Origin of the sequence: Luteimicrobium album (genome assembly GCF_030161555.1) — a bacterium.
GTDB lineage: Bacteria > Actinomycetota > Actinomycetes > Actinomycetales > Cellulomonadaceae > Luteimicrobium > Luteimicrobium album.
In genome coordinates this window covers 1,241,044-1,267,306 of sequence record NZ_BSUK01000001.1, presented here as the reverse complement: position 1 = coordinate 1,267,306, position 26,263 = coordinate 1,241,044, and the positions used below count along the sequence as shown (strand labels likewise).

General features: G+C 73.7%; 28 protein-coding genes and 3 pseudogenes. 13 read left to right on the top strand and 18 right to left on the bottom strand.

The annotated features are described in order from the left end of the window. Window positions 1-47 precede the first annotated feature (47 nt). On the bottom strand, window positions 48-548 hold the full coding sequence (locus QQK45_RS23010) for a DUF2000 domain-containing protein (RefSeq protein WP_431310240.1): 501 nt from the start codon (window positions 546-548) through the stop codon (window positions 48-50). Between QQK45_RS23010 and QQK45_RS23005 the strand changes: the two genes are divergently transcribed. Then, the gene (locus QQK45_RS23005; protein ID WP_431310239.1) at window positions 531-1,148 is read left to right on the top strand and encodes an Lrp/AsnC family transcriptional regulator; all 618 of its coding nucleotides are present in this window, start codon (window positions 531-533) and stop codon (window positions 1,146-1,148) included. The genes QQK45_RS23010 and QQK45_RS23005 overlap by 18 nt on opposite strands. Window positions 1,149-1,176: 28 nt before the next feature. Here the strand turns inward: QQK45_RS23005 and QQK45_RS06440 are convergent, their stop codons facing one another. Then, a complete protein-coding gene (locus QQK45_RS06440) occupies window positions 1,177-2,763 on the bottom strand; it encodes an ATP-dependent DNA ligase (RefSeq protein WP_431310238.1) in 1,587 nt (528 codons plus the stop codon). An 87-nt stretch (window positions 2,764-2,850) separates the two neighbouring features. On the opposite strand from QQK45_RS06440, the gene QQK45_RS06435 reads away from it, so the two are divergent. Beyond that, window positions 2,851-3,045: a hypothetical protein gene (locus QQK45_RS06435; protein WP_284292552.1), complete on the top strand. Its 195-nt coding sequence runs from the start codon at window positions 2,851-2,853 to the stop codon at window positions 3,043-3,045. Between the two features lie 30 nt (window positions 3,046-3,075). On the opposite strand, the gene QQK45_RS06430 is transcribed toward QQK45_RS06435, so the two are convergent. After that, complete coding sequence (locus tag QQK45_RS06430) at window positions 3,076-3,657, bottom strand: TetR/AcrR family transcriptional regulator (protein ID WP_284292551.1); 582 nt, start codon at window positions 3,655-3,657, stop codon at window positions 3,076-3,078. A 95-nt stretch (window positions 3,658-3,752) separates the two neighbouring features. Between QQK45_RS06430 and QQK45_RS06425 the strand changes: the two genes are divergently transcribed. Then, the gene (locus QQK45_RS06425; protein WP_284292549.1) at window positions 3,753-4,226 is read left to right on the top strand and encodes a DUF1772 domain-containing protein; all 474 of its coding nucleotides are present in this window, start codon (window positions 3,753-3,755) and stop codon (window positions 4,224-4,226) included. Between the two features lie 30 nt (window positions 4,227-4,256). On the opposite strand, the pseudogene QQK45_RS06420 reads toward QQK45_RS06425, so the two are convergent. Continuing rightward, window positions 4,257-5,245, bottom strand: a pseudogene (locus QQK45_RS06420) (ribose-phosphate diphosphokinase). An 81-nt stretch (window positions 5,246-5,326) separates the two neighbouring features. On the opposite strand from QQK45_RS06420, the gene QQK45_RS06415 reads away from it, so the two are divergent. After that, entirely contained in the window at window positions 5,327-5,902 is a 576-nt protein-coding gene (locus QQK45_RS06415) for a GNAT family N-acetyltransferase (protein WP_284292548.1), read from the top strand. A gap of 7 nt (window positions 5,903-5,909) precedes the next feature. Here QQK45_RS06415 and ppdK read toward each other — a convergent pair. Beyond that, a pseudogene (gene ppdK, locus QQK45_RS06410) lies at window positions 5,910-8,707 on the bottom strand (pyruvate, phosphate dikinase). 82 nt (window positions 8,708-8,789) lie between these two features. Between ppdK and QQK45_RS06405 the strand changes: the two are divergent. Continuing rightward, window positions 8,790-9,470 carry an MOSC domain-containing protein gene (locus QQK45_RS06405; RefSeq protein WP_284292547.1) on the top strand — a complete coding sequence of 227 codons (681 nt, stop codon included), beginning with the start codon at window positions 8,790-8,792 and terminating at the stop codon, window positions 9,468-9,470. Here the strand turns inward: QQK45_RS06405 and QQK45_RS06400 are convergent. Then, a complete protein-coding gene (locus tag QQK45_RS06400; protein ID WP_284292546.1) occupies window positions 9,458-9,778 on the bottom strand; it encodes a hypothetical protein in 321 nt (106 codons plus the stop codon). The two genes, QQK45_RS06405 and QQK45_RS06400, sit on opposite strands and share 13 nt — an antisense overlap. 102 nt (window positions 9,779-9,880) lie before the next feature. Here QQK45_RS06400 and QQK45_RS06395 point away from each other — a divergent pair, with 102 nt between their 5' ends. The 4 genes from QQK45_RS06395 to QQK45_RS06380 all read left to right on the top strand — a co-directional run bounded on the left by QQK45_RS06395 (window position 9,881) and on the right by QQK45_RS06380 (window position 12,057). Further along, window positions 9,881-10,312: a VOC family protein gene (locus tag QQK45_RS06395; RefSeq protein WP_348525159.1), complete on the top strand. Its 432-nt coding sequence runs from the start codon at window positions 9,881-9,883 to the stop codon at window positions 10,310-10,312. A gap of 322 nt (window positions 10,313-10,634) precedes the next feature. Next, on the top strand, window positions 10,635-10,997 hold the full coding sequence (locus tag QQK45_RS06390; protein ID WP_284292545.1) for a hypothetical protein: 363 nt from the start codon (window positions 10,635-10,637) through the stop codon (window positions 10,995-10,997). Window positions 10,998-11,025: 28 nt separating this feature from the next. Beyond that, window positions 11,026-11,361, top strand: coding sequence for a hypothetical protein (locus QQK45_RS06385; protein ID WP_284292544.1), 336 nt, complete (start codon window positions 11,026-11,028; stop codon window positions 11,359-11,361). A 186-nt stretch (window positions 11,362-11,547) separates the two neighbouring features. Beyond that, window positions 11,548-12,057 (top strand): phosphotransferase, encoded by a 510-nt coding sequence (locus QQK45_RS06380; RefSeq protein ID WP_284292543.1) that lies wholly within the window; start codon window positions 11,548-11,550, stop codon window positions 12,055-12,057. Between the two features lie 43 nt (window positions 12,058-12,100). Here QQK45_RS06380 and QQK45_RS06375 read toward each other — a convergent pair whose 3' ends face one another. From QQK45_RS06375 to QQK45_RS06365, 3 genes are all read right to left on the bottom strand, one after another. Further along, the gene (locus tag QQK45_RS06375; RefSeq protein ID WP_284292542.1) at window positions 12,101-12,892 is read right to left on the bottom strand and encodes an ABC transporter permease; all 792 of its coding nucleotides are present in this window, start codon (window positions 12,890-12,892) and stop codon (window positions 12,101-12,103) included. A 10-nt stretch (window positions 12,893-12,902) separates the two neighbouring features. Then, on the bottom strand, window positions 12,903-13,919 hold the full coding sequence (locus QQK45_RS06370; RefSeq protein ID WP_284292541.1) for an ATP-binding cassette domain-containing protein: 1,017 nt from the start codon (window positions 13,917-13,919) through the stop codon (window positions 12,903-12,905). A 106-nt stretch (window positions 13,920-14,025) separates the two neighbouring features. Continuing rightward, entirely contained in the window at window positions 14,026-14,667 is a 642-nt protein-coding gene (locus tag QQK45_RS06365; protein WP_284292540.1) for an FMN-dependent NADH-azoreductase, read from the bottom strand. A 190-nt stretch (window positions 14,668-14,857) separates the two neighbouring features. On the opposite strand from QQK45_RS06365, the gene QQK45_RS06360 reads away from it, so the two are divergent. Together QQK45_RS06360 and QQK45_RS06355 are read left to right on the top strand one after the other, a co-directional pair. Continuing rightward, window positions 14,858-15,424, top strand: coding sequence for a hypothetical protein (locus QQK45_RS06360; protein ID WP_284292539.1), 567 nt, complete (start codon window positions 14,858-14,860; stop codon window positions 15,422-15,424). Then, window positions 15,421-15,744 carry a transcriptional regulator gene (locus tag QQK45_RS06355; RefSeq protein WP_284292538.1) on the top strand — a complete coding sequence of 108 codons (324 nt, stop codon included), beginning with the start codon at window positions 15,421-15,423 and terminating at the stop codon, window positions 15,742-15,744. Before QQK45_RS06360 ends, QQK45_RS06355 begins: the two co-directional genes overlap by 4 nt. 101 nt (window positions 15,745-15,845) lie before the next feature. On the opposite strand, the gene QQK45_RS06350 is transcribed toward QQK45_RS06355, so the two are convergent. From QQK45_RS06350 to QQK45_RS06330, 5 genes are all read right to left on the bottom strand, one after another. Continuing rightward, complete coding sequence (locus tag QQK45_RS06350; RefSeq protein ID WP_284294961.1) at window positions 15,846-16,877, bottom strand: HNH endonuclease signature motif containing protein; 1,032 nt, start codon at window positions 16,875-16,877, stop codon at window positions 15,846-15,848. 11 nt (window positions 16,878-16,888) lie between these two features. Further along, window positions 16,889-17,614, bottom strand: coding sequence for a hypothetical protein (locus tag QQK45_RS06345; RefSeq protein ID WP_284292537.1), 726 nt, complete (start codon window positions 17,612-17,614; stop codon window positions 16,889-16,891). 72 nt (window positions 17,615-17,686) lie between these two features. Then, window positions 17,687-18,940 (bottom strand): D-arabinono-1,4-lactone oxidase, encoded by a 1,254-nt coding sequence (locus QQK45_RS06340; RefSeq protein WP_284292536.1) that lies wholly within the window; start codon window positions 18,938-18,940, stop codon window positions 17,687-17,689. 145 nt (window positions 18,941-19,085) lie between these two features. Next, window positions 19,086-19,586 carry an NUDIX hydrolase gene (locus QQK45_RS06335; RefSeq protein ID WP_284292535.1) on the bottom strand — a complete coding sequence of 167 codons (501 nt, stop codon included), beginning with the start codon at window positions 19,584-19,586 and terminating at the stop codon, window positions 19,086-19,088. Then, complete coding sequence (locus QQK45_RS06330) at window positions 19,583-20,617, bottom strand: NAD(P)/FAD-dependent oxidoreductase (RefSeq protein ID WP_284292534.1); 1,035 nt, start codon at window positions 20,615-20,617, stop codon at window positions 19,583-19,585. Before QQK45_RS06330 ends, QQK45_RS06335 begins: the two co-directional genes overlap by 4 nt. Window positions 20,618-20,687: 70 nt before the next feature. Here QQK45_RS06330 and QQK45_RS06325 point away from each other — a divergent pair, with 70 nt between their 5' ends. After that, on the top strand, window positions 20,688-21,293 hold the full coding sequence (locus tag QQK45_RS06325; protein ID WP_284292533.1) for an XRE family transcriptional regulator: 606 nt from the start codon (window positions 20,688-20,690) through the stop codon (window positions 21,291-21,293). A 13-nt stretch (window positions 21,294-21,306) separates the two neighbouring features. On the opposite strand, the gene QQK45_RS06320 is transcribed toward QQK45_RS06325, so the two are convergent. The 4 genes and pseudogenes from QQK45_RS06320 to QQK45_RS06305 all read right to left on the bottom strand — a co-directional run bounded on the left by QQK45_RS06320 (window position 21,307) and on the right by QQK45_RS06305 (window position 23,710). After that, window positions 21,307-21,489, bottom strand: a complete 183-nt coding sequence (locus QQK45_RS06320; protein ID WP_284292532.1) for a hypothetical protein — start codon at window positions 21,487-21,489, stop codon at window positions 21,307-21,309. Between the two features lie 163 nt (window positions 21,490-21,652). After that, a pseudogene (locus QQK45_RS23000) lies at window positions 21,653-22,213 on the bottom strand (class I SAM-dependent methyltransferase); the annotation flags it as partial. Between the two features lie 142 nt (window positions 22,214-22,355). Continuing rightward, the gene (locus tag QQK45_RS06310) at window positions 22,356-23,033 is read right to left on the bottom strand and encodes an SRPBCC domain-containing protein (RefSeq protein WP_284292530.1); all 678 of its coding nucleotides are present in this window, start codon (window positions 23,031-23,033) and stop codon (window positions 22,356-22,358) included. A gap of 119 nt (window positions 23,034-23,152) precedes the next feature. Then, window positions 23,153-23,710, bottom strand: coding sequence for a hypothetical protein (locus QQK45_RS06305; protein WP_284292529.1), 558 nt, complete (start codon window positions 23,708-23,710; stop codon window positions 23,153-23,155). A gap of 182 nt (window positions 23,711-23,892) precedes the next feature. Between QQK45_RS06305 and QQK45_RS06300 the strand changes: the two genes are divergently transcribed. Then, window positions 23,893-26,223 (top strand): glycoside hydrolase family 3 C-terminal domain-containing protein, encoded by a 2,331-nt coding sequence (locus QQK45_RS06300; protein WP_284292528.1) that lies wholly within the window; start codon window positions 23,893-23,895, stop codon window positions 26,221-26,223. Window positions 26,224-26,263 lie beyond the last annotated feature (40 nt).

Sequence of the window (26,263 nt, the reverse complement as noted above, 5' to 3'; positions counted from 1 at the left end):
GGGTCGCCCCGGTCGTCGTCGACGTCCTGGCCGTCACGCGCTCGCCGTCACGCGCCGAGGAGTGGCAGCCGCTTCGTGATCTTGGTGACCTGGTTGCGGCGGCCGGCGACGACGAGCGCCACGATGTCGGCGTCGGCTTCCCGGGCCTGGGCGAGGTCGCTGAGGTACGCGTCGTAGGTGCGGGCCTGCCGGGCGACCTCGGTGAGTGCCAGCACGGTGGTCCCTTCTTGCGCCGCCGCCTGACGGAAGAGCACCCTCAGCTCCTCTGCGCCTGTGACCAGCACGGGGACCGGGGTGGTGACGATTCCCTCGTAGACCGTCCCGGACGCGTCCACGGCGTCCGGGCCCAGCGGCAGGTCGCGTACGGCGCCGATGCTGGCGCCGAGCACCGCCGCGGCGTTCGCGGCCAGGTTCGACGGCAAGCCCTCGCGCACGACGAGGACGACCTTCACCTCGGCGGAACGGGTGCTCTGGGTGGTGGTGGCATCGGCGGGAAGAGGCCCCGCGGCCGGATCGAGTGTGGCTATCACGTGTTCTGTTCGGCTCATGGCGTCGATGCTGCACGAATCCAGCAGTGCCATCAACAAGGCTTTGTGTATGTTCGGTTCTATGGCGGCGAAGGTGAACATCGATCGGATCGACGCGCAGATCGTGGACGAGCTCCAGCGGGACGCGCGTACCCCCTGCGCGACCTCGCCGAGATCGTCGGCGTCGCGGCCTCGACCTGTTCCGAACGGATCCGCCGACTCCAGCGGCAGGGTGTCATCACCGGCTTCCACGCAGAGGTCGACCTGGAGGCGCTCGGCCGACCCGTGCAGGCGCTGGTGGCCACCCAGATCCGGCCCCTCAACCGTCAGGTCATCGACCGCTTCTACCGCGATGCGCTCGAGATGCCCGAGGTCATGGCCGTGTTCGTGCTGGCGGGTGGGGACGACTTCCTGCTCCATGTCGGGGTCGGGGACGTTCAGCAGCTCCACGCGTTCCTTGTCGACACCCTGAGCAACCGCAAGGAGGTCACCGAGTTCCGCAGCTCGATCATCTACACCCACGGCCAGAAGCGGTCGCTGGAGAACCTGCGGGGGCTCGACGCGGCCTCGGCTCAGGCGGCGGCCGGCGCACCCAGGATCAGTCGGAGGCCGTCCAGGTAGAGGTCGTCCACGGTTCGGCCGGAGCGGATCAGCCGGGCGTGCCGAGCGCGCGGACGGCGTCGATCGTGTCCGCCTCGGCGGGAGTCTTGTCGTCCCGGTACCGCACCACCCGCGCGAACCGGAGCGCGACGCCGCCGGGGTAGCGGGTGGACCGTTGCACACCGTCGAACGCGATCTCCACGACCTGCTCGGGCCGCACCTTCACGACGTACCCGTCGGTCGGTCCGTCGGCGAGCTCGGTGAACCGTTCGGTCTGCCATGCGAGCATCGCGTCGGTCATGCCCTTGAACGTCTTGCCGAGCATCACGAACCCGCCGTCGGGGTCGCGCGCGCCGAGGTGGATGTTCGACAGGTACCCCTGCCGTCGCCCGGAACCGCGCTCGACGGCGAGCACGACCAGGTCGAGCGTGTGCCGCGGCTTCACCTTGACCCACCCGGCCCCGCGTCGTCCGGCCGCGTAGGGCGCGTCGAGGGACTTCACGACGACGCCCTCCTGCCCGCGAGTGACGGCGTCCGTGAAGAACGCGGCGGCTTCGTCCGGGTCCCCGGTCACGAGCCGTGGCACCGCGTAGGGCCCCGCGATTCCGTCCAGCACCGCCAGCCGGTCGCGCAGCGGCTCGTCGAGGAGGTCGTGGCCGTCGGCGTGCAGCACGTCGAAGAAGAAGGGCGTCAGCTCGACGGCGGCGAGCGCCTCCGCTTCTTGGGACGCCGACCGCGACGCCGTCTCCTGGAACGGGCGCGGAGTGCCGGACGCGTCCACGGCCAGGGCTTCGCCGTCGAGCACGAAGGTCTCTGCGCCCAGGGCGAGTGCGGCGGCGACGATCTCGGGGACGCGGGGCGTGATGTCGTCGAGGCTGCGCGTGAAGACGCGGACGTCGTCGCCGGACCGGTGCACCTGGATGCGGATGCCGTCGAGCTTGGTGTCGACCGAGACCTCCGCGTCGGGCGGTCCGAGCTTGTCGAGCGCGGCGGCGACGTCGGGCGCGGACTGCGCGAGCATGGGTCGTACCGGTCGCCCGACCTCCAGCCCGAACGCGTCGAGCACCTCGCCGGCCGCCGCGGGGTCCGGCGCGCGCAGCGCCGCGACGGCGACCGCTCCGGTGTCCCCGCGGAGCATCACGGCCCGTCGCACCGCCTCGACCGCCGCCCCAGAGGCCTCCGCGATCGCGTCCACGACGACGGCGTCGAGCGCCCCCTGCCGCAGCTCGCCGGCCACGAGCCCGCGGAGGAATCGTTGCTCTCGTTCGGTCGCGGCGCCGAACAGCGCCGAGGCCTCCGCGGCGCGGGCCGCGTCCGACCCGGGCCCCGACAGCCCGGCCATGCGCTCGAACGTGGCGTCGACGCCGGCGACCGTGAGCGTCGCGGTCGCAGCCGGCGCGGGGAGCGAGCGGAGCGACGCCCACCCGAGCCCGGTCCGGCGCTGCCGGAGCTGCCCGGCGAGGTACGACGTGACGACGGCGAGCTCGTCGGGACCCGGCCCGTCGTCGCCGACAGGGGGTCCTCCTCGGCCGCGAGTCGCAGCAGCGCCGCGATGGAGGCGCGCTTCGCGATGCGGGACCTCGTGGCCGCGACGGCTTCGGACGTGGCGGCGACATCGTCGAGCAGCATGTCTCATGCTCCCCCGACCGCCCACGCTCACCCGCCCGCAACCCGGGCCGGGAGCCCGGAGCCCTGCGGTCGGGTGTGCGCCTAGGGTGGGCGGATGGCGGAGTCGAGGAGCGAGGGGCGTCCGGCGAGCTCTCGCGGGACGGTGTGGTTCGTCGTGGCGCTGGTAGCCGCGGCGCTGCTGGTCACGTCGGTGTCGGCCGGGAGCCAGCCGGTGCTGTCCTGGCCACTGCTGTGGGCGGCCGTGCTGGTGGTCGCGCTGCTCATGCTGGTGCGCTCGCGACGCCTTTGAACGCCCCGCGGGGCTGCGACGCGACGGGGGTCAGCTCCGAGACTTCACCAGGGCGAGGAGCCGGGTGAGGCGCGCGTCGTGCAGGTCGGGTCGGAGCCGCCCGCTGCGGACGAGCGAGGCGAGACCGTGCAACGCGCTCCAGACGACCTCCGTGAGGACCTCCGCCTCGGTGCCGCGGGCGGAGGGTGCGAACGCCAGCCGCAGCTCACCGAACGCGTCCTGCAGGGCCGGCGGTGCGTCGGGCGTCCCGAACGGGAGGCCTGACGGCATCGTGAAGATCGCGTCGTAGAGCGCGGGGTGGGCCGCCGCGAAGTCGAGGTAGGCCTGCGCGACGGCGGTCGCGGCGTCGTCCTCGGTCCCGGCGCGCGCGGCCCGGAGCGTCGACGCCAGCTCGGCAGCGCCCTCGACGACGACGGCGTCCACGATCGCGGCGCGGTTCGCGAAGTGGCTGTAGAGCACGGGCTGCGAGTACTCGATGGTGTCGGCGAGGCGACGCGTGGTGACGGCGTCCCAGCCCTCGGCTTCGGCGAGCTCGCGCGCGGAGTCGACGATGAGCTGACGCCGTTCGGCGCGCTCACGCTCGCGGCGGCGCTGGGTGGGGCTCTCGGTCATGACTGGATTCTAGCAGCGCTAGACAGCGAAGTGCTGACAGGTTAGTGTCGCTCTCGTACCTAGCGCTGATAGATCGACCGACAGGGAGACCGACCATGGAACTCGCCAGCTACCTCATCGCCGTCGTCGCCGTGCTGTGCGCGGGCATGATCTACGGCACCGACGCCAGCGGGGCCCTCGTCCTGCGCCCCACCTACGCCCGGCTCGACGACCGCGCCCTCGTCGCGGTCACCGGCTTCGGCCACTACTACGGCGACCGCCGCTTCCCGATCCCCGGCGTCCTCAGCGTCGTCGCGACAGTCCTCGCGGGCGTGGCCGCCGCCGTCGCGGGCCGCGGGTGGGCCACGGTCGCGGCGGCCGTCGCCACGGTCGCTCTCGTGACGTGGCTCGTGATCTACAAGGTCGTCGCGGCGCCCATCAACAAGCGGCTCACCGCGGCGGCCTTCGCCGGCGAGGTCCCCGCGGACGCCCGTGCCCTCCAGGACCGGTGGGAGAGCGTCGTCACGCTCCGCTTCGTGCTCCAGGGCGTCGCGGTCGCCGCGCTGTGCGGGGTCCTCGCCCTCCCGTGACCGGTCGCCCCGCCGCCGACGCAGCCCGGGTCAGGAGCGCGCGGCCACCCGGGCGCGCGAGCGCGGCGGGGCGTGCGTCGGGTCGACGCCGTCGAACATGCCGCTGATCGACTCACCCTCGTGGATCCGCCGCATGGCCTCCGCGAACAGGTCGGCCACCGACAGCACGGTCAGCTCGGGCCAGTCGGACACCTGCGGGACGGTGTCGGTGGCGACGACCTCACGGATCATCGGGTGGCCGCGCAGCCGCTCGTGCGCCTTCCCGGTGAAGAGCCCGTGCGTCGTCGCGACCGACACCTCACGGGCACCTTCCGCGGCGAGCCGTTCCAGCAGCTCGACGATCGACCCACCGGTCGCGATCTCGTCGTCGAGGACGATCGCACGCTTGCCGGCGACGTCCCCGACGATGGTGTCGATGACGACCGTGTCGTCGCCGAGGCGCCGCTTGCTGCCGGCCGCGACGGGCAGGCCGAGCAGGCGGGCAAACTGGTTCGCCGTCTTCGCGTTGCCGAAGTCCGGCGACACGACGACGGTGTCGGTCAGGTCCTGCACCCGGAAGTGGTCGGCGAGGATCCCGAGCGCCGTCAGGTGGTCGACCGGCACGGAGAAGAACCCGTGCACCTGCGGAGCGTGCAGCGTCATGGTGAGCACCCGGTCCGCGCCCGCCGTGACCAGCAGGTCCGCGACGAGCCGGGCGCCGATCGAGATGCGCGACGCATCCTTCTTGTCCGACCGCGCGTACGCGTAGTGCGGGATGACCGCGGTGATCTGCGCCGCCGACGCACCCTCGCGGCGTCGAGCATGAGCAGCAGCTCCATGAGCGCGTCCTGCGTGGGCGGGACGAGCGGCTGCACGAGGTAGACGTCGCGCTGGCGGCAGTTCGCCTGGAGCTGGACCTGCAGGCAGTCGTTCGAGAACCGGGTGATCTCGACGGGCGACAGCTCGACGCCGAGCGCCGCGCACACGTCCTCCGCCAGGCCCCGGTGGGCGGTTCCGCTGAAGACGACGATCTCGCGCACGCGCACGCTCCCGGGACGAGCCGCTGGTCAGGTTCGGATTCTATCGACGGGTGCGGCCGACGTCCTGGCTAGGCTCGGGCGGTGCTCGTCGTGACCTCTCCCCGCGTGCCTCTGCCCGACGGCGTCGTCCTCCGCCTGCTCGCCCCCGACGACGCCCGCGCCCTCGCCGCGGCCTACGCGCGCAACGCCGAGCACCTGGCGCCGTGGGAGCCGGCCCGCGCCGACGACTTCGCCACCGAGCGCGTCCAGGCGGTGCGCGTGGAGAACCTGTTGGCCGGCGTGCAGAAGGGCTCAGCGTTGCCGCTGGTGCTCGTGCGTCCGGCGCCGGGCGCGTCGGCCGACGACGAGATCGTCGGGACCCTCACCGTCTCGGGGATCACCCGCGGCGCGTTCGAGTCCGCGGACCTCGGCTACTGGACGGACCGCGGGCTGCAGGGGCGGGGGATCATGTCGGCGGCCGTGAGCGCCGTCGTCGGGATCGCGCGGGACGACCTCGGGCTGCACCGGCTCCAGGCGGGCACGCTGCCGGAGAACGAACGCTCACAGCGGGTCCTGGCCCGCGCGGGCTTCGAGCGGTTCGGTCTGGCGCGCGACTACCTGCGCATCGCGGGCCGCTGGCGCGACCACGTCCTGTTCCAGCGCATCCTCCACGACTGACGCGCGGCTACCGGCCGGACGACGACGGCGCAGCCGACGTCGCCGCTCGGCCCGCCTCGAGCCGGGCCACCGGCACGCGAAAGGGCGAGCACGACACGTAGTCGAGCCCGGCGTCGTGGAAGAACCGGATCGACTCGGGGTCGCCACCGTGCTCCCCGCACACCCCGAGCTCGAGCCCGGGCTTCGTGGCGCGCGCCTCCTCGACCGCGATCCGAACGAGCCGCCCGACGCCGTCGGCGTCGATGGTCTCGAACGGCGAGATCGTGAGCACGCCGTTGTCGAGGTAGGTGCTGAACAGGGTCCGTTCGACGTCGTCCCGCGAGAAACCCCACGTGGTCTGGGTGAGGTCGTTGGTGCCGAACGAGAAGAAGTCGGCCTCGGTCGCAATCCGGTGCGCGGTGAGCGCGGCGCGGGGAGCTCGATCATCGTCCCGACGGGCACCTCCAGGTCCACCCCGGCGAGCTCGGTGACCCCGCGCACGACGGACTCCACCTCGTCGCGGACGATCTGCAGCTCCCGCACCGACCCGACGAGCGGCACCATCACCTCGGGGCGCGGGTTCCTCCCCTCGCGCACCAGCCCGACCGCCGCCTCGACGATCGCCCGGACCTGCATCGCGAACAGGCCGGGCACCAGCAGCCCGAGCCGCACGCCCCGCACCCCGAGCATGGGGTTGGCCTCGTGGAGGCGTTCGAGCGCGGCGAGCTTCGTCTCGTCGGCGGCGAGCTCGTCGTCGGACAGCGCGCCCGCGCCGCCGCCCTCCCGCCGGGACCGCTCGACCGCCACGCGCACCGCGAGCTCGGTGTGGTCGGGCAGGAACTCGTGCAGCGGCGGGTCGAGCAGCCGGATCGTCACGGGCAGCCCGTCCATGGCCTCGAGCAGCCCGCGAAAGTCGTCGCGCTGCAGGGGGAGCAGCCGGTCGAGGGCGATGTCGCGCTCGGTGACGTCGTCCGCGAGGACGATCTGCTCGACGAGCGCCCGTCGCTCCCCGAGGAACATGTGCTCGGTCCGGACGAGCCCGATGCCCTGCGCGCCGAGCCGTCGGGCGCGGGCGGCGTCGTCGGGCACGTCGGCGTTGGCCTCGACGCGCAGGCGACGGCGCGCGTCGGCGTGCCGGAGCAGCCGGTCGACGGACTGCACGAGGCTCAGGGTCTCGTCGTCGAGCGCGGCGCCCTCGGCCCCGACGACGGCGTCCAGCCCCTCCTCGAGGTACCGCTCGACGGGCGACGACACCACCGGCACGGCCCCGAGGAACACCTCGCCGGTGGACCCGTCGATGCTGATCTCGTCGCCCGCGTGCAGCACGGTCGGCTCGCGCCCGGCACCCCGGACGGTCACCGTCCCGGCGTCCTCGTCGACGTCGAGGTCCTCCGCCCCGACGACGCACGTGCGGCCCATGCCGCGCGCGACCACGGCGGCGTGCGACGTCTTGCCGCCGCGCGACGTGAGGATGCCCTGGGCGGCGATCATCCCGCCGAGGTCGTCGGGGTTGGTCTCGCGGCGCACGAGGATCACGCGCTCCCCGCGCTCGGCGGCGGCGACGGCGTCCGACGACCGCAGCACGACGGTCCCCACCGCCGCCCCCGGCGAGGCGGCCATGCCGGACGTCAACGCCCGGGGCGCTGCGCCGTCGTCGGACGGGCCCGTGGCGAACTGGGGGAACAGGAGCGACGCGAGCTGGTCGCCCGTGACCCGCTGCAGGGCCTCGTCCTCGGTGATGAGCTGCTCGTCGACGAGCGCGGTCGCGATCCGGAACGCCGCGGCGGGCGTGCGTTTCCCGACCCGCGTCTGCAGCATCCACAGGTGTCCGCGCTCGACGGTGAACTCGACGTCGCACAGGTCCCGGTAGTGCGTCTCGAGCCGCCGCATGGCTTGCAGGAGCTGGTGGTGCGACAGGGGGTCGATGCGGTGCAGGTCGTCGAGCGAGAGGGTGTTCCGGATGCCGGCGACGACGTCCTCGCCCTGCGCGTTCTGCAGGTAGTCCCCGTACGCGCCGGGGGCGCCGGTGGCGGGGTCGCGCGTGAACGCGACGCCCGTGCCGCTCGTGTCGCCGAGGTTCCCGAACACCATCGTGACGACGTTCACGGCCGTCCCGAGGTCCTGAGGGATGCGCTCGCGCCGCCGGTACAGGCGCGCGCGGTCCGTGTTCCAGGAGTCGAAGACGGCGAGGATCGCGAGGTCGAGCTGCTCGCGGGGGTCCTGGGGGAAGTCGCGACCGGTGCGCTCGCGGACGATGTCGCGGTACGTGGCGACGAGCGCGCGCAGGTCGTCGGCGGTGAGGTCGACGTCGGCGACCGGGCCGTCGCCGGCCGCGCGTCCGCGGGCCGCCTTGGCGTCGTCGAGGGCCGCCGCGAACACGTCGGCCGGGATCCCGAGGACGGTCGCGCCGAACATCTGGATCAGGCGCCGGTACGAGTCCCACGCGAACCGCTCGTCGGACGCCTCCTCCGCCAGGCCCTGGACCGACTCGTCGTTGAGCCCCACGTTGAGGACGGTCTCCATCATCCCGGGCATCGAGAACCGGGCGCCCGACCGCACCGACACGAGCAGCGGGTCCCGGCGGGTGCCGAGCCGCCGTCCGACCTTGTCCTCGAGGTGCCGCAGCGCCGTCGTCACCTGGACGCGGAGCGCGCCCGGCTCGTCGCCCTGCGCGAGATACTCGCGGCACGCCTCGGTCGTGATCGTGAAGCCCGGGGGGACCGGGAGGCCGAGGCGCGTCATCTCCGCGAGGTTCGCGCCCTTCCCGCCGAGAAGGTCGGCCCGGTCCTTGTCGCCCTGCGTGAAGTCGTACACGTACGTCGTCATGGCGGACCTCCGGCGTCGACACCTGGGCTCTTCCAGGCTGGTGTGCGACCTGCGTCCGCGCAAACGCGGGAGGATGGGGCGCATGTCCCCTGTGCCATCGGCGTCCGGCACCGTGCTGGCGGTGTGCCGCGTCCACGCCCTCCTGCCCGACGACGGCGCCGTGGGCGTCACCGCGATCGACAAGCGTCCGGTCGAGGGTCCGGTCCACGTCCGGCGGCTCGGCCTGTTCGCGGACCTCCAGGCGGACCGTGCGCACCACGGCGGCGAGGAGCAGGCCGTCTACGCGTACTCCCAGGAGGACGCCGACTGGTGGGCCGCCGAGCTGGGTCACGCCGTCCCGCCCGGGCTGTTCGGCGAGAACCTGCGGACCCGGGGGCTCGAGGCGAGCCGCGCCGTCGTCGGGGAGCGATGGCGCGTCGGGACCGCGCTGCTCGAGGTCACGCACGAGCGGGCGCCCTGCGCGACGTTCGCCCGCCGGATGGGCCTTGCGCGCTGGGTCAAGCGGTTCACCGACGCCAACCGGGTGGGCTGCTACTTCCGCGTCCTGGAGACCGGGGACCTGCAGGTCGGGGACGAGGTCGTCGTCGAGCACCGGCCCGAGCACGGGGTGACGGTCGCGGACTGGTTCGCGGCGAGGACCACCGCCCCCGGCACGCGCGGGCGTGTCTCGCGCGCGCTCCTCGATGCCGAGGCCGCAGGCCAGATGCGGCTCTCGGACAAGGTCCGCGAGCGCGCGGCGCAGATGGTCGGTCAGTCGGCCTGACTGCTCGCCGCCTGGTCGGAGAGCGCCCAGGCAGCGCCCGCCGCGACCCCGGCGACCGTGAGCACGGACGGCCACGCGCCGATCCTCTTCGCGAGCGGGTGCGACAGCCCGAACGCGCCGACGTACGTGACGGCGAGTGCCGTCGTCGTCGCCGGACCCGACCGGGCGAGCCACTGCCGCCCGGCGAGCACGCCGCCCGCCGCGAGGACGACGCCCGCGAGCGCCCGGACCTTCGTCGCGCGCCCGACGGCGTAGCCCCCGACGAGCGAGCCGGCGACGAGGGGAGCGGTGGGGAAGCTGGAAGCCATGGTGCGACGCTAGTCCCGCTCGATGAGAAATCGGGGCACGGAGGGTCTGTCCTGGTGTGAGGGGGTGGGCACACGGTCCGCCCGGGAGCGAAGGAGCCGGTCATGGGCAGCACCTACCTGGGCCTCTGGTACGAGTCGAGGGCCGAGGAGGCCGCGGAGCTGTACGTCTCGATCTTCCCGAACTCGCGGATCATCCAGACCGTGCTGCACGACGAGGCGATTCCCGACCAGGGGCCCGGCGTGGCGGCCGTGCCGGGCTCGGTGTTCCTCGTCGACTTCGAGCTCGACGGCCTGCACGTCCAGGCGCTCAACGGCGGGCCGACGTTCCCGCACACGGAGGCCGCGTCGATCGTCGTGGACTGCGACGACCAGGCGCAGGTCGACGAGTACTGGGAGAAGCTGACCGCCGACGGCGGCGAGCCCGGCCCGTGCGGGTGGCTCAAGGACAAGTTCGGGCTGAGCTGGCAGATCGTGCCGAAGCGGTTCGCCGAGATCATGGTCGACCCGGACCGGGTCGCGCGTTCGACGCGATGATGAAGATGGGCAAGCTGGACATCGCGGCGCTCGACGCCGCGTTCCGCGGCGACGAGACGTAGCGCGTCATCGAACCGACGCAGGTTGTCGCTCTCAGCCCTCACGGACGACGATCAGCGTCGGTTCGACGGGGCGGCCGGGCTCGCCGCACGACCGGGTGTCGGACGTACGCTGAGAAGGCGGGTGGCATGCATGCCCGTGCGGCGGTGAACCTCGCCGCGCCCCCGGTCCCGCGGCGACGTGGGCGAGGGCCGAGCTGCCGGACGGCCGACGGGTTCTGACGACGAACCGCCCGCGGGCGGTACGAGCGCCGGAGGTCGCCATGACCGGTTCAGTGTTGCGCAACGTCGAGGTGGACCGCCCGTCGGGTGCGGTCGGACGGCTGTGGTGGCTGCCCGCGGGCGGTCAGGGCAACGGGCTCGACGACGTCGGGTGGGCGCCCCTCGCCGACCTTTTCCCGGAGACGGTCGTGCCGGTGCTCGAGGCGCTCCGCGTCGCCGGGGCGGCGGGCTACGTCGCGCACGTGCCGCCACGGCACCTCGGGACGATCGCGGGGAGCACGGGGGAACGCCGTCGTCCGTCGTCCCGGCTCTGGGTGGGCGTGAGCACCGATCAGACCGCCGAGGACACCGTGGCGTCGGTGCTCCGGTCCCTGGACCCGGGACGAGCCGAGACCGAGCCCTGACCAGCGTGCGCCGGGCTACGGTCGGACCGTGACGGACTGCATCTTCTGCGGCGAGCCCGCGGTGTGGCTCCACCGCCTCGACGCGCGCCTCGCCGGCTTCCGGTACGACGGCGAGGGCCGGACGTTCGGGGGAGACGTCGGCACGTGCGCCGGGTGCGAGGCGCTGTGGGCCGCGGGTGACGACGAGGCGATCGTCGCCCGCTGCGTCGGACGCCGGGACGGCGAGGGGTGGCCGAGGCCGAGGCTCGCGTCGAGGTCGAGGTGCTTCGCCGAGCGGACCTCGGTCCGGTGTGGTGCGACGACCTGCTCCCGCCCGGAGCGGTCGCCGTGCGTGACGCCGGGTTCACCCCGCTCGAGGACGTGACCGGCCACCAGGGCGCCTGGCGGCTCTGGCCCGAGGCGCACCGGCGCAGCGTGCCTGAGACCAGGCCCGAGTGGCTCACGGAGAACGACGTCGGACAGACGGACGGCCGGTACTGGCTGGTGCGGTCGCCGTGGCCGGGGCTGACGGTCGTCGACGTCCCGAACGTGCTGTGGCGCGAGACCGAGCGTGGGCTCGCTCCTGAGGACTACGACGCCGACGACGGCCGGCTCGCGGACGTCGCGCACCGGGTGTTCGGGCTCGACGAGGACGGACTCGGGGCCCTCCTTCCGGTCTGCCGGTCCCGGGCGGGGCTCAGACACCGTCCCGGGGTGGGAGGACGCCGAGCTGCCCGAGCAGTCCGAGGGCGTCCATGAGGATGCGGCTCTCGACGAGCCGCCCGCCCCGGTAACGGTCGAGCGCCCATGCCTCGACGCGGACGGCGTCGTCGGGCTGATCGACTGGAGCGCGACCGGACTGGGTGACCCGGCGTGCGACGCGATGGTCGCGTGGGCGCTCCCGACGGTGGCGCGGCCAGTCTTCCGCGAGCACGCCGGTTTCGACGACGCGACGTGGGCGCGCGGACGCGGGTGGGTGATCCAGCAGGCCGTGGCGTTCATCCCCTACTACCGGACGACCATCCCCGACGGGGTCGAGGCGGCGTGGCGCCGCCTCGACGCGGTGCTCGCCGAGGCTTGAGCCCACGGACGCGCCGGTCGGCGTCCCGACCCGGCCGGCCCGGTCAGCGGCTCGTCGACCGGCGGTACTGGAGGTTCGCGAGCGGCACGAAGATCAGCAGGATCACGACGGTCCAGATCAGCGTGTACAGCGCGGCGTGCTGGAGCGGCCAGGCGGTCGTTTCGGGCGTCCCGGCGGGGATGTTGCCGAACAGCTCGCGCGACGCCTGCGTCGCCGACGACACCGGGTTCCACTCGGCGATCGACTGCAGCGGGCCGGGCAGGGTGTCGAGCGGGACGAACGTCACCGCGATGAACGTGAGCGGGAAGATCACGATGAACGACGCGTTGTTCACGACCTCCGGGCTGGGCACGAGCATCCCGATCCACGCCATGATCCACGACACCGCGTACGCGAACACGATGAGCAGCAGGTAGCCCGCTGCGGCGTCCCAGAAGCCGTCCCGGATCCGCCAGCCCACGATCAGGCCCGTGAGCGACATGACGACGAGCACGATGACGTTGTTGATGACGTCCGACAGGGTGCGGCCCGTGAGGACCGCCGACGGCGCCATCGGCAGCGACCGGAACCGGTCGATCACGCCCTTCTTCACGTCCTCGGCGAGGCCAGCGCCCGTGATGGTCGCCCCGAAGATCACGGTCTGCGCGAAGATCCCCGCCATGAGGAACTCGCGGTACTCCTGCGCGTTCCCGTTCTGGCCGATCGCCCCGCCGAACACGTACGCGAACAGCAGCACGAACATGATCGGGGAGAGCGTCGTGAAGACCAGGAGGTCGGGCACGCGCTTGATCTTGATGATGTTGCGCCACGCCACGACGGACGCGTCGGACAGCACGTAGGGGCTCTCATCGGACCGTCTCCTTCGCGTTCGCGTCGGCGCCCTCGGTGGCACCCGGGTCGTCGTCGTCCTCGGCGACGTGCCCGGTCAGCGTGAGGAACACGTCGTCGAGGGTCGGCCGCCGCAGCCCGACGTCGTCGAGCTCGATGCCCGCGGACTCGAGCTCCCGCAGGGCCGCGGTGAGCGCCTGGACGCCCGTCCCGACGCTCACCGAGAACGTGCGGCGCTCGCGGTCGACGTACGGCCGGCCGGATCCGAGCGGCGTGAGGAGGCGCTCGGCGTCGTCGAGCCTCGCCGCCTCGCGCACGGTGACCTCGAGCTGCTCCCCGCCGACCTGGCGCTTGAGCTCGTCCGCCGTGCCGCGGGCGATGATCCGGCCGCGGTCGATGACGACGATGTCATCGGCGAGCATGTCGGCCTCCTCGAGGTACTGGGTCGTGAGGAGGAGGGTCGTGCCGCCCGAGACGAGGGACCGGATGACCTCCCACATGTCGGTGCGGCCGCGCGGGTCGAGACCGGTCGTGGGCTCGTCGAGGAACAGGACGGGCGGGTCGGCGACGAGCGCGCCCGCGAGGTCCAGCCGACGGCGCATGCCGCCCGAGTACGTGCGCGTGGGGCGGTCGCCGGCCTCGTCGAGGCGGAAGTCGGCGAGGAGCTCGCGCGCCCGTTCCGCACTGCGCTTCTTGCCCAGGTGGTAGAGCCGGCCGATCATCACGAGGTTCTCGAAGCCGGTCAGGTACTCGTCGACGGCCGCGTACTGCCCCGACAGGCCGATCTGGCGCCGGACGCCTGCGGGGTCGCGCCGGACGTCGACGCCGGCCACCTCTGCCGTGCCCTCGTCCGCGGGCAGGAGGGTGGACAGGATGCGGACGATCGTCGTCTTGCCGGCGCCGTTGGGGCCCAACAACCCCAGGACGGAGCCGCGGGGGACGTCGAGGTCGACGCCCGCGAGGGCCGTGACCTCCTTGTAGCGCTTCACGAGTCCGCGGGCGCGGACGGCGAGATCGGGGTCCGTGGGGTCCATCGGAGTTCCTTCTGACGGTTGCGGCGGGCACGTAAGTGTGATCTGGGTCACACCCACGCTAGAGGGAGACTCCGACACGGTGCCCGACTCATCGCGCCCGTCGCGGTCAGAGGTGCGCCGCGAGCGCCTCCAGCTCCGTGGTCGCGGCGGCGAAGCGCTTCTCGAAGCGCTCGCGGTCGTCGACGAACGCCGGCGTCGTGAGGCTGAGCGTGCGGTCCACGACGACGACGTGGACGTCCATCCCGAGCGCCTCGCCCAGGATCAGCCGAAGCACCGGCAGGGCGTGGTCGCGACCCTCGGCCTCGGAGTCGCCGTCGTGGGCGGTGCCGCGCGTCGCGACGACGACCGCGGGCCGTCCGCGCAACGGCTTCGGTCCGCCCTCGCCGAACGGTGCGGTGGTGCCAGGGACGTGCACCTGGTCGACCCAGGCCTTGAGCGTCGCGGGCAGCCCGTAGTTGTAGAGCGGCGCGCCGATCACGACGGCGTCCGCGGCGAGGAGCTCGTCGAGGACGCGCGCCTGCGCGGCGCTCGCGTCCGCCGGTACGAGAGCGTCCGGCCCGCGGAGCCCCGGCGCCCAGTGCAGCGCCCCGCTTCCGGGCGGTGGGACCGGGTCCGTGCGCAGGTCGTGCTCGACGACGGCGCGGCCCGGCCCGCCCGCGAGCCACGACCGGGTGAAGGCGTCGGTGAGGAGGCGGGAGACGGAGGCCGCGTCGTCGTAGGAGGAGTCCAGGCGGAGGAGGGTCGGCACCCTCGTCACGCTAGTCGGCGCTGTTCACGGCCGGTGGCCGCCGTCCGAGGTCCCGAGCTCTTCTGCGGGCCAGCGGGAACCTCGCGAGTCAGTGGGGGATTCCCCGTGTCTCGCGAGGTTCCCGCCGACTCGGCGAGGAGCGGCGTGTTGTGACTTGACGACATGGAAAGTGACGGGCACACTTTCCAACATGGAAAACGATGCCACCGGCGCCCCGCAGCCCGAGTCCCCACAATCCGAGTTGCCTCGGCCCGACGCCCCGCAGACGGACCCGGGGCGCGCTCCCGTCCCTGCTGTCGGCGACGCGGACGCCGCCCGCGCCGCCCTCGACGCCGTCGCCGAGTCGAAGCTGCTCGTCGCCGAGCGCATGCGTCGCGGCCCGCGCTGGTACAACCCGGTGTACGGGGCGCTCTGCGGGCTCCTGATCCTGTCGATCGGGTTGCCGGACGTCTGGTTCATCGCCGGCGTGCTCGTCTCGGCGATCGGGCTCGGCATGCTCGCCGGCATCTACCGGCAGCGCACCGGCATCGTTCTGGGGGCGGGCAATCCCCGACCGCGTGGGCTCTACCCGTGGCTCATCGTCGTGCTCGGGGTCGCGGCCGTCGCGTCCTACTTCGACGGGCACCACGGGTTCCCGCTCGGTGTGCCGATCGTCGCGATCTGCGCCGGGGTGGCGTGCTGGGTCCTCAGCCGCCGGTACGACGCCGCGCTCTTCGAGCTCCTCGAGGGGCAGGACGACGGCGGGCACCAGCGATGACCGCCGAGCTTCGCTTCGACGAGGTCATCCACGCCCCGCAGCGGCTGCGGATCGTCGCGATGCTCGCGTCGGTCGCCGGACTCGAGTTCGCGGCCGTGCGCGACGCGCTCGACGTCTCCGACTCCGTCCTGTCCAAGCACCTCAAGGTCCTTGAGGACGCCGGCTACGTGAAGGTCCAGAAGACCAGGCGGTCCGGCCGGACCTGGACCTCCGCGTCGCTGACCCGGGCCGGCAGGTCCGCCTACGAGGGCCACGTCGCGGCACTGCGGGCGATCGTCGACGGGGCTGCAGCGACGACCGCCGTGACCGAGCAGCGCTGAGGCGACCGCGCGGTACTCACATGATCGAGCAGCGCTGAGGCGACCGTGCGGTGCTGAGGTGATGAGCAGTGCTGACGCTCGGGGTCGGTCCGAGCGGTGCGTCAGAACGGTGGATCCCCGAGCGGGTCTACGGGCGCTGGGGCGGTCCCCGACGGTGGAGCGCCCGGGTCGTGCGGTTCGGCTCGGCGTGGTCTTGGTCGCGCTGGGCTCACCGCGTCGGGTGCGTGGCTCGGGCTGCTCGGTGTGGGCGGGACGCGGTACTCGTGCCCCGACGGCGCGCTCCACGTGATGCTCCCGTCGTCGTCGGCGCGCGTCGACCAGCCGTCGTGCGTCTTGGCGTTGTGGTGAGCCCGGCACACGGGGTGGAGATTCGAGGCCCTTGTCTGTCCGACCGTGCTGTGCGCAGGGTCGAAGGGCTCGATGTGGTCCAGGTCGCACCGTGCGGAGGGCACCTGGCAACCCGGAAAGGTGCAGACCGGCTCGCGGGTGCGGACGAGGTCACCGAGGACGACGCCCGGCCGATAGCCGGTGCGCGACACGTCGGTCACGGCACCGGTCGTGGGGTCGGTGAGGATGCGCCGCCAGGTGGCGTCACCGTCGGAGGCGAGCACGCGAGCGACCGCGGCGGGCACCGGCCCGTAGCCCGCGAGCTGAGCGGGTGACTCGTCCAGCCCGAGCAGGGCGTCGGCGGAGACGGTGACGTTGACGACGGTCTTCACCACGGGAACAGGTCGCGTGGGCTCGCTGTCCGTGGCCACGGTCAGGACACCGTCCTCGGCCGCGCCCGCGGTATCGCGTCCGATCGGAGCCGAGGGCGTCGAGCGTTCGCTGCCGTGTGTGGCGGGCGCTGCCGTGCCGTCGGTGCTGGTGGTGACGAGCTGTGTCAGGGCGTCCGCGCGAAGCTGGCCGAGCGTGCGGTCCTCGCCGGGCAGGCGCACGGCGTGGCGTGCCGATGCGTCGAGGCGCGCCCAGATACGGGCCGCGTCCGCAGCGGGCAGGTGCGCGGTCAGCCAGGCCATCTGGTCGGGTGCGGGGTCGATCCAGACGTGGCGTTCCGCTGCCGCGGTCTCGGCTCGCTGCGCCGCGGCGTCGGGGTCGGTCTCGATGGCGGCACGACGGAGACGGTCCCGCAGCTGTCGTGGTGTCAGCCCGGTCGCGGGTCCTGGCCGCTCGGCCGAGCCGACGAGGTCGGCTGCGACCTGCTGACGGAGAGGGGCGGGACGGTCTCGCTGCTGAGGAGCGCGTCGGCGCGTGCGGTGTCGATGCGACCGTCCGCGAGGGCGTCGGCTACCTCAGGCGTCACCGACAGCGCCGCCGCACGCCCGGCGAGCTTGGCTGCCGTGTGGCGGGACGTCACGAGCGCCGCTGTGAGCTCGTGGGTAACGGCTTCGAGTGCCACCGCCGACGCGCCGCCACGCGCGAGGAGCTCACCGACGACCCGCGCCTGCGCCGCCGCCGCCCACGAAGCGACGTGCTGCCACCCCACGACGGCGTCGATCAGGGCGTCGTCGCCCAGGTCGGCGAGCGCGGCGCGCGAGAGCGCGTCGGCCTTGCCCAGGACGGCCGCGTCGATGCCCGCACGGTCGTGCGCCGGGTCGCTACCGGTCCCTTCGTGCGGGGTGCCGCCGCTCGCGGCCGGATCGTCCCCTCCGCTGGCCGGCCGGGCGATGCCATGGCTCCAGCTCTCCTCGCGGAGCTCGAGCGCCCTGGTCAGCAGGCTTGCGAGCGCGAGGTCGAGGATCGATGAGCTGCCGTGCGGCTCGTGGTCGGCGCGGACTGAGGTCGTGTCGAGATCGCTCGAGGCGCGGCGGGCGTGGTCCGACGCGGGGGCGCCCGTAGCGCCTTCGTCATCCCTCCACGATTCGAACATGTGTTCGATTATAGCGGGAACGGAGTGTCCGCGCCAGACCCGACCGCACGCTGTGGAGAGCCCGCGCCCGGCTCAGCGCCCCAGCACCCGGTCGATCGCGTCGTTGCGGAACGTCCCGGACGGGTCGCGGCGCGCGACCAGCTCGCGGGCGTCGTCGAACCGTGGGTACCGCCCGGCGAGCGTGGCGGCGTCGAGCAGGTGGACCTTCCCCCAGTGCGGACGCGCGCCGAACGGCTCGAGCGCGGCCTCGATCGCGGGCAGTACGGCCAGGACACGCGCCTGATCGTTCCGCCAGGTGAAGTGGAGGGCGAGCGAGTCGCGCCCGTACGCGGGGCTGAGCCAGAGGTCGTCGGCCGCGACCGTCCGCAGCTCCGTGACGACGAGCGCGTCGACGAACCCGGGCGCGACCGCCCGCACGGCCCGCAGCGCGTCGGCAGCGTCCTCCCGCGCGACGAAGTACTCGGTCTGGATCTCGTCCCCGACGCTCGGGGTCGCGTCGAACCGGAAGTGCGGCAGGCGCTCGTTCCAGGCGCCCGACGTCAGGTGGGCGGTCGTGTTGACCTCGTCGGTCGGGACGATGAGCGGCTGCGCGAGCCCGGAGGCCGGTACGCCGAGGAGGTCGGGGACGGCGTCGTCCTCCGGTCCCTCGACGCCCACGCGACGCTTGACCCACACCTGCTCGACGGCGTCGTCCACCCAGTTCGTGAACACGCTGACGCTGTACCCGGCGCCCGTCACGGCGGGCAGGTCCGCGAGGATCGCGTCCCACGGGACGTCGCGGTAGGAGTCCTGGCGGACCAGGTAGGTGGGCTCGACCGCGAGGGTCACGCGCACGACGACGCCCAGCGCGCCCAGGGCGACGACGCTCCCCTCGAGCTCGGGGTCGTCCGCGCGGAGGGTTCGCAGCGCGCCGTCGGGCCCGACGATCTCGAGCCCACGGACCGCCGTCGACAGCGAGCCGTTGCCGTCGCCCGACCCGTGCGTGCCGGTCGCGACCGCGCCGCCGACCGAGATGTGGGGGAGGGACCCGAGGTTGTGCAGCGCCCAGCCGCGGCCGGCGAGCCAGCCGGCGAGCTCGCCGTAGCGCGTGCCGGCGCCGACGGTCACCGTGCGCGCGGCCTCGTCCAGCACCGGGTCGGCCGGGATCGAGGTCACCGTGAGGAGCGTGCCGGTGGTGTCGGGGAGGTCGTTGAACGAGTGCCGGGTCCCGAGGGGGCGGACGCGGTCGGCGTCCGCGACCGCGCGCTGCACGTCCTCGACGGTGCGCGCCTCGACGAGCGCCCGGCCGGTGATGTCATGGTTCCCCGCCCAGTTCGCGATCTGCATGGCCCCATCCCATCACCCCTGGCCCCCACCTCGTCGCCGAACACGGGGTCGCCGTCCGTCCGAGCCGGCGGACGGGCCGGGGCCACGTCCCCGTGGGGCGGAGATCCCGTGCTCGACGGCGCACGGCAGGGCGAGCGCCAGGCGTTCAGCGCACGAGCTCGCCGCCCGCGAAGAACGCGGCCCGCTCGTCGTCGGCGAGGGCGGCGTCGATGCGCGCGCGCATGTCCTGGCCCAGAGCCGGCAGGCGCGAGACGGCGCACCAGCGCGCGTCGGTGTTCTCGCCGTCGGCGGGGTGCGGTTCGCCTGACCGCCACTCGAGCCGGAACGTCAGTTCGATGAACTGCACCTGGTCGCCGTTGGGGTAGACGCCCGGCTCTGTGACGCCGACACGGGCCAACCGGACCGGGACCGCCTCGACCCCGGTCTCCTCGGCGACCTCACGCACCACCGCGTCGGCGGGGTGCTCGCCGGGGTCGACGATGCCGGTCACAGGCGTCCAGGCGCCATTGTCGGCGCGTCGCACCATGAGGACCTCCGGGTCCGGGGCGTTCGCGTCCCGGACGACGACGCCCGTCACCCCCGGCAGCCACAGCGGCGCGTGGCCGACCTTCTCGCGCAGGGCCAGGACGAACTCGGGGGTGCTCACCCCGCCACGGTAGCGGCGCGCGCGGCGACGGCCGCCGCGACCTCCTCCTCGACGAGCGCGTGGTTGACCCCCGCGCCCGCCATCGTCCCGGCCGCGATCGCGACGGGGACGTTCGCGTAGGCCGCGACGACGTTCCCCGCGGCCCAGACGCGCGGGACGGTCGTGCGCCCCAGCATGTCGACGGGCACCTGGCCGGGCAGCGGCCCGCCGGGTCCCGCACCCGCTGAGGCACGCTCGGCGCCGAGGCGCAGGAGCAGGTCGTCGCCCGGGCGAGGTGCGGGTGCGGTGAAGACGGCGTCCACGTCGAGCGGGCGGCCGTCGTCGAGGACGAGCGCGGCAAGGCGCTCGCCGTCGGGTCCGAGCGTCGTGTCCGCGCGCACCGCCCGCCCACGCTCGACGCCGATCCCGCGTGCCTCGAGCGCGGCGAGCTCCTCGCCGGTCGGGGCGGGAGCGTCGTGCACGACGTACGTCAGCCGGTCCGACCACTGCCGGATCAGCTGCGCCTGCCCGATGCTCGCCGGCCCGGTCCCGAGCACGACGAGCCGCTGGTCGCGTGCCTCGTACCCGTCGCAGTAGGGGCAGTGGGCGACGCCGCGTCCCCAGAACCGCGCGAGCCCCTCGACGGCGGGCAGCTCGTCCCGCAGGCCCGTCGCGACGACGAGGTGACGAGCGCGGTGGGTGTCGCCGTCGGAGGTCGTCACGGTCACGGAGCGCTCGTCGGCGGTGGCGTCGACGACCTCGGCCGGCCGGACCGCGCCCCCGTACGACGCGACCTCGTCGCGGCCGTCCGCGAGCAGCCGGGCCGGTGAGGTGCCGTCGCGCCCGAGGACGCCGTGCATGTGGGTGGTGAAGCGGTTGCGCGGCGCTCCCGCGTCGAGGACGAGCACGCGGCGTCGGGCGCGTCCGAGCATGAGGGCCGCGGCGAGCCCGGCGACGCCCCCGCCCACGACGACGGCGTCCCAGATCTTGTGCGCGGCCGTCTCGTGCGCGGAGGTCGGTTCGGTCGGGGCGGGGGCGGGTGTCGTGGTCATGCCTCCACGGTCGTCGCCCTCAGGCTGATGTGGCAACGTGTGTTGCGGTATCGGCAACACGAGGAGCGACATGGCCACGCACGAGCACCCCGCACCCGAGACCGGCGAGACGGACCTGCGCGAGCTGCTCGACGGCGTCGGACCGCGCCTGCGGGACCTGCGCCGTCGGCGGGGGATGACGCTCGCCCAGGTCGCGGAGGCGACCGACGTCGGGGTCAGCACCCTGTCCCGGCTCGAGTCCGGGGGTCGCCGCCCGACGCTCGAGCTGCTCGTCCCGCTGGCCCGGACCTACCGGGTCGCGCTCGACGACCTCGTCGGCGCACCCCCGACGGGAGACCCGCGCGTCCGCCCGCGCCCGCTGCGCCGCCACGGCAGCATCTACCTGCCGCTGACTCCGCACGCGCAGGGCGTGCAGGCGTTCAAGTCGATCATCCCGGGCCGCGACCCCGAAGCGCCCGTCCGTCTCGGCCGGCACGAGGGCTACGAGTGGTTCTACGTGCTCAGCGGGCGCGTCCGCCTCGACCTCGCCGACCGCTCCACGATCCTCGAGCCCGGCGAGGCGGCCGAGTTCGACACGCGTACCCCGCACGCCATCGTGAACGCGGGCCGCGAGGTCGCGGAGGTGCTGCACCTCTTCGGCCCCCAGGGCGAGCAGGTGCACGTCCGGGAGGGCTGACGGACTCCTTCGGTCACGCCTCGGGCTGGCGCGGGTGCCAGACCACGAGCTGGGAGCGCGCGGCGATCGCTCGCGCGGCGGCGGGTACGTACGCCATGAGACTCCAGGGCCAGTCCTGCCAGGCGCCGACCTCGGCCGTCGGCTCCGGAAGAGGCCAGCCCGACGGGTCGAGCGCCGGCTCCTCGCAGCCCCTCACCTCCAGTCCGGCGCTCAGTGCGGCGCGCAGATACTCGCCGATCGTGTGCCGGTAGGTGGGGGCGAGCCGCGGCTCGCCGGACGGGCCGAGACCCTTGATGGCCGAGCCCCTTGATGGCCGAGCCCACGGTGACGAGCTCGTGGTGCACGTCGGAGATCACGAGATCGCCACCGGGGCGCAGGACGCGTGCCAGCTCCGCCATCACCGGCCCGAGCTCTTTCACGTGGACGAGGGCGAGGGCGCACACGATCACGTCCACCGAGTCGTCCGCCAGCGGCAGCCGGTCGAGCTCGCCGAGATGGAACTCGCCGCTCGGTACGCGCCGTCGTGCGTGGGCGAGCATGTCCGGGGAGCCGTCGACCCCGATAACCCGATGGCCCCGGGACGCGAGGTACTGCGCGAACCGGCCGGTTCCGCACGCCGCGTCCAGCGCGACCCCGCGTTCCCGGTCCTCCAGGAACGCGGCGACGACGGGCTCGTCCAGGGCGAACAACCCGCCGCCAGCCCCCGCGTCGTAGCCGGCGGACGCCTGCTCATAGGCGGTCGCGGCGTCGACCGATTCGACGAGGACCCCGCGGTCGCGCAGCTGAGGGTCGTCGAGCAGTCGCCGGATCTCCGCGACCCGGGCCTCGACGAACGCACGGTCATGGTCTCCGGCCCACGCGTCCAGGAGGGCGGTGCCTTCGAGGCCGAGCAGGTACGCCAACGGGTCCTGGTAGATCACGAGCAGCAACGATAGGCACCGTGGGGTGTCGGCGTGGAGCCCTTTCTGCCCCGGGGACTGGCTCTCCGGAGCCCGTCGCGCGAAGGCTGCCCCGCTGTCACCGACGAGACGACGCCGGCGGTCGGCCGCCAGACCCGGAGGGTCAGCTCCCCGGCTCGCCCAGGTACGCGGCGACGGTCCGCCCGGCGGCGGCGAGCGCCGCCCCTTCCTCGACCCCCGACGCCGCGTGCGCGTGCCCCCACTCCCGTCCGGAGTGCCGGACGAACGCGACGCCGTCGGGCGATGCGAGCCATGCGGTGGCGTCCTGCGCCGTGCGCGAGGACCGGGTCGCGAGGTAGCGGACGAGCCCGACGAGCGCGAGGTCCCACCCGATCCCGACGGCGCCGGGCCCGTACGCGTCCCACTGGGGTGCGCGGGGGAGGAGGTGGGAGAGGGTGAGGCGGGTGGCGTCGTCGTCGCCCGACTCGGACTCCTCGCGTTCGAGCCCGACGGTCACCCACGACGTCTCGTCGCCGAACTCCCAGGTGATCCGGAACCGGTGCGGCGGACGGCAGTCGAGCACGGTCCCGCTGGCGTTGCCCTCGAGCTGGTAGTGGCCGCCGTCGGCGAGGTCGCCGCTGACGGGGACGAACCAGGAGCTGATGCGTGACGCCTCGGTGACGGCGGGCCACACCGCGTCGATGTCGTGGGGGAGCGTGATCGCGAGGACGACCTCGTCGCGCAGCGCGCCGTCCTCCTCGCGGACGTCGACGGTGCGGGCGACGGTGCTCAGCGGCCCGCCCGACGGCGTGGGCTGCTCGGGTGCGGGGGCGTCGCTCATCGGGTCCTCCGGTGGTGCGCGGCGGTCGGTCGGAAGGTGCCGACCTGTCATGTCCACCGTAGCCAGGTCAAGCCCTCCCCGCGCCGCGTCCCGCGTGAGACCTCAAGGCCAGGTGCAGGTCAGCGCCGACGCGCGGCCGCACCTCCGAGCCGCACGAGCCCGTCCCGCTCGACCCGCCGGCGTCGCCGCACGCGACGCAGCTCGAGCCCGCCGACCACGATCGCGGTGATCCCGACGACCGCGACGGCCAGCACCGCCCCGTGGTGCTTCACGAAGTCGGTCGACGCCTCCAGCGGCCAGATCGCGAGCGCGGCGACGGCGGCCAGCGCCAGCCCGACGACGAGCGTGCGGACCACGACCCGTGGCCAGGGCGACGGCGCGGGTGCGAGCGCACGCTGGACGGTGCGGACGTCGTCGGCGGTGCACGGCTCGCGGGTGACGGGGTCCTCGAACGTGTACCGCGGGGTGCCGTCGACGAGGGTCACGTCGACGTCGCAGCGCAGCCGCGACCCGGGGAGCGTGACCTTCGCGGTGCCGTGGTCGGGCGTGAGGCGCCCCATCGCGGCCTTCGCGTCGTAGGAGCGCAGGTGGGCGACGAGCCCGATCGTCGCGGTCTTGAGCTGCGCCCGTCGGGCGGTCTGCTCGGGGCTGTACGTCGCGGTGCGGGTGCGGGCCATCTCTCACGTCCTCGTGCGGTCGTCCGTCGGTGCGGCGTCACGCTAGGGACGGAACGTGAAGGTTCGCCGGGACGAACCTTGGTCCTCGCTGTCAGTCCGGCCCGGCTCGACCCGGCCCCGCCCGGGGAGCACGATGAGCGCAGCGCACCACCGACCGCCTCAGTGCAAGGAGCGACCTGACGATGACGTCCGTGCCCGACCTGCCCACCACCCCGCGCCCGCCCCTCGCGCACCCCGACGTGATCGGGCGGCTCACGCTCGAGCAGAAGGCGTCCCTCGTGTCGGGCGCGGACTTCTGGCACACGCAGGGCGTGCCCGACGCCGACATCCCGTCCGTCATGGTGACGGACGGTCCGCACGGCCTGCGCAAGCAGTCGGACCAGGCCGACGCCGTCGGGCTGGGCGGCTCGAACCCGGCGACGTGCTTCCCGCCCGCGGTGGCGCTGGCGTCGGCGTGGGACCCGGACGCCGTCCGCCGCGTGGGCGCCGCGATCGCCGACGAGGCGCGCGCCGAGCAGATCGCCGTCGTCCTGGGCCCGGGTATCAACATCAAGCGGAGCCCGCTGTGCGGGCGCAACTTCGAGTACGCGTCGGAGGACCCGTTCGTCGCGGGCGTCTTCGGCGCAGCGATGGTCGAGGGGATCCAGTCGCGCGGCGTCGGGAGCTCGCTCAAGCACTTCGCCGCGAACAACCAGGAGACCGACCGGCTCCGCGTGAGCGCCGACGTCGACGAGCGCACCCTGCGCGAGATCTACCTGCCCGCGTTCGAGCACGTGGTCACCACGCAGCAGCCGACGACCGTCATGTGCTCGTACAACAAGGTCAACGGCACCTACTCGAGCCAGAACCCGTGGCTCCTCACCGACCTCCTGCGCGGTGAGTGGGGCTTCGAGGGGCTCGTCGTCTCCGACTGGGGCGCGGTGTCCGACCCGGTCGCCGCCGTCGCCGCCGGGCTCGACCTCGAGATGCCGCCGTCGGGCGGCGAGGCCGTGATCGTCGCGGCGGTCCGCGAGGGACGGCTCGACGAGGCCGTGCTCGACGTCGCCGTCGACCGGCTGCTGACGCTCCTCGACCGGACGCACGACGCCCTCGCGGCGCAGGACCCCGCGTTCGACGACGAGCGCTACGCCCGCCACCACGACCTCGCCCGCGAGGCCGCCGTCGCGTGCGCGGTGCTCCTCGAGAACGACGGCACGCTCCCGCTGGACCGCGCCGGGGCGGAGCGCATCGGCGTCGTCGGCGCGTTCGCGAGCGAGCCGCGCTACCAGGGTGCGGGCTCGTCGCAGGTCGTCCCGACCCGCCTCGACGACGCGCTCACCGCGATCCGTGCCGTTGCCGGCGAGGACCGTGTCGACTACGCCCCGGGCTTCCGGCCCGACGGCGCGCCCGACGAGGCGCTCGCGGACGAGGCCGTCGCCGTCGCGCGGAACGCCGACGTCGTGCTCGCGTTCCTCGGCCTGCCCGGCGCCGCCGAGTCCGAGGGCTACGACCGCACCACCATGAGCCTCCCCGACGACCAGCTCGCGCTGCTCGAGCAGCTCGTCGGCGTGAACGACAAGGTCGTGGTGATCCTCTCGAACGGCTCGGCCGTCACCGTCACCGAGTGGCGTGACGGCACCGCCGCGATCCTCGAGGGCTGGCTCCTCGGGCAGGCGGGCGGCTCCGCGACCGCGGACCTCCTGTTCGGCCTCGCCTCGCCCAGCGGCCGCCTCACCGAGACGATCCCGCACCACCTCGAGGACACGCCGTCGTACCTGAACTTCCCCGGCGGCGACGGCCACGTCCTCTACGGCGAGGGCGTGCACGTGGGCTACCGCTACTACGACACGCTCCACGTCCCCGTCGCCTACCCCTTCGGGCACGGCCTCACCTACACGACCTTCGAGTACGGCGAGCCGACCGCGACCCCCGCGCCGGATCGCGGTCCGAACTCCTGGGACGTCCACGTCACCGTCACGAACACGGGTGAGCGCGCCGGTTCCGAGGTGGTCCAGGTCTACGTGCACGACGTCGCAGCCCGGGTCCCGCGCCCGGCTCACGAGCTGCGGGGGTTCAGCAAGGTGTCGTTGGAGCCCGGTGCCTCGGCCGATGTCGTCGTGCCGCTCGACGCCCGCGCCTTCGCGTTCTGGTCCCTGCGCGACCACCGCTGGGAGGTCGAGGCGGGGGACTTCGAGATCGAGGTCGGCGCGTCGTCGCACGACGTCCGCGGTCGCGTGACCGTCACGTCCGACGGCGACGGTGCCCCGCACCACCTCGACGCGACGTCGACGATCGGCGAGTGGCTCACCGACCCCGTGGGTGCCCAGGTGCTGGGCGCGGCGCTCGCTGCGGCCGGCGACTCGGCAGGGATGCTGGCGTCCGCCGCGGAGCCGTCGCCCGGACCCGACGCGGGCTGGGGCGAGATGGTCCGCCAGATGCCGATCGGCAAGGTCGTGAGCTTCACCGACATGGTGACGCGCGACCAGGTCGACCAGCTCGTCGCGGCCTACGACGCGGCATCGCAACCTCGCTGACCCACCCGCCCACCGACGCGCCGAGCAAGCGGGGACTCCG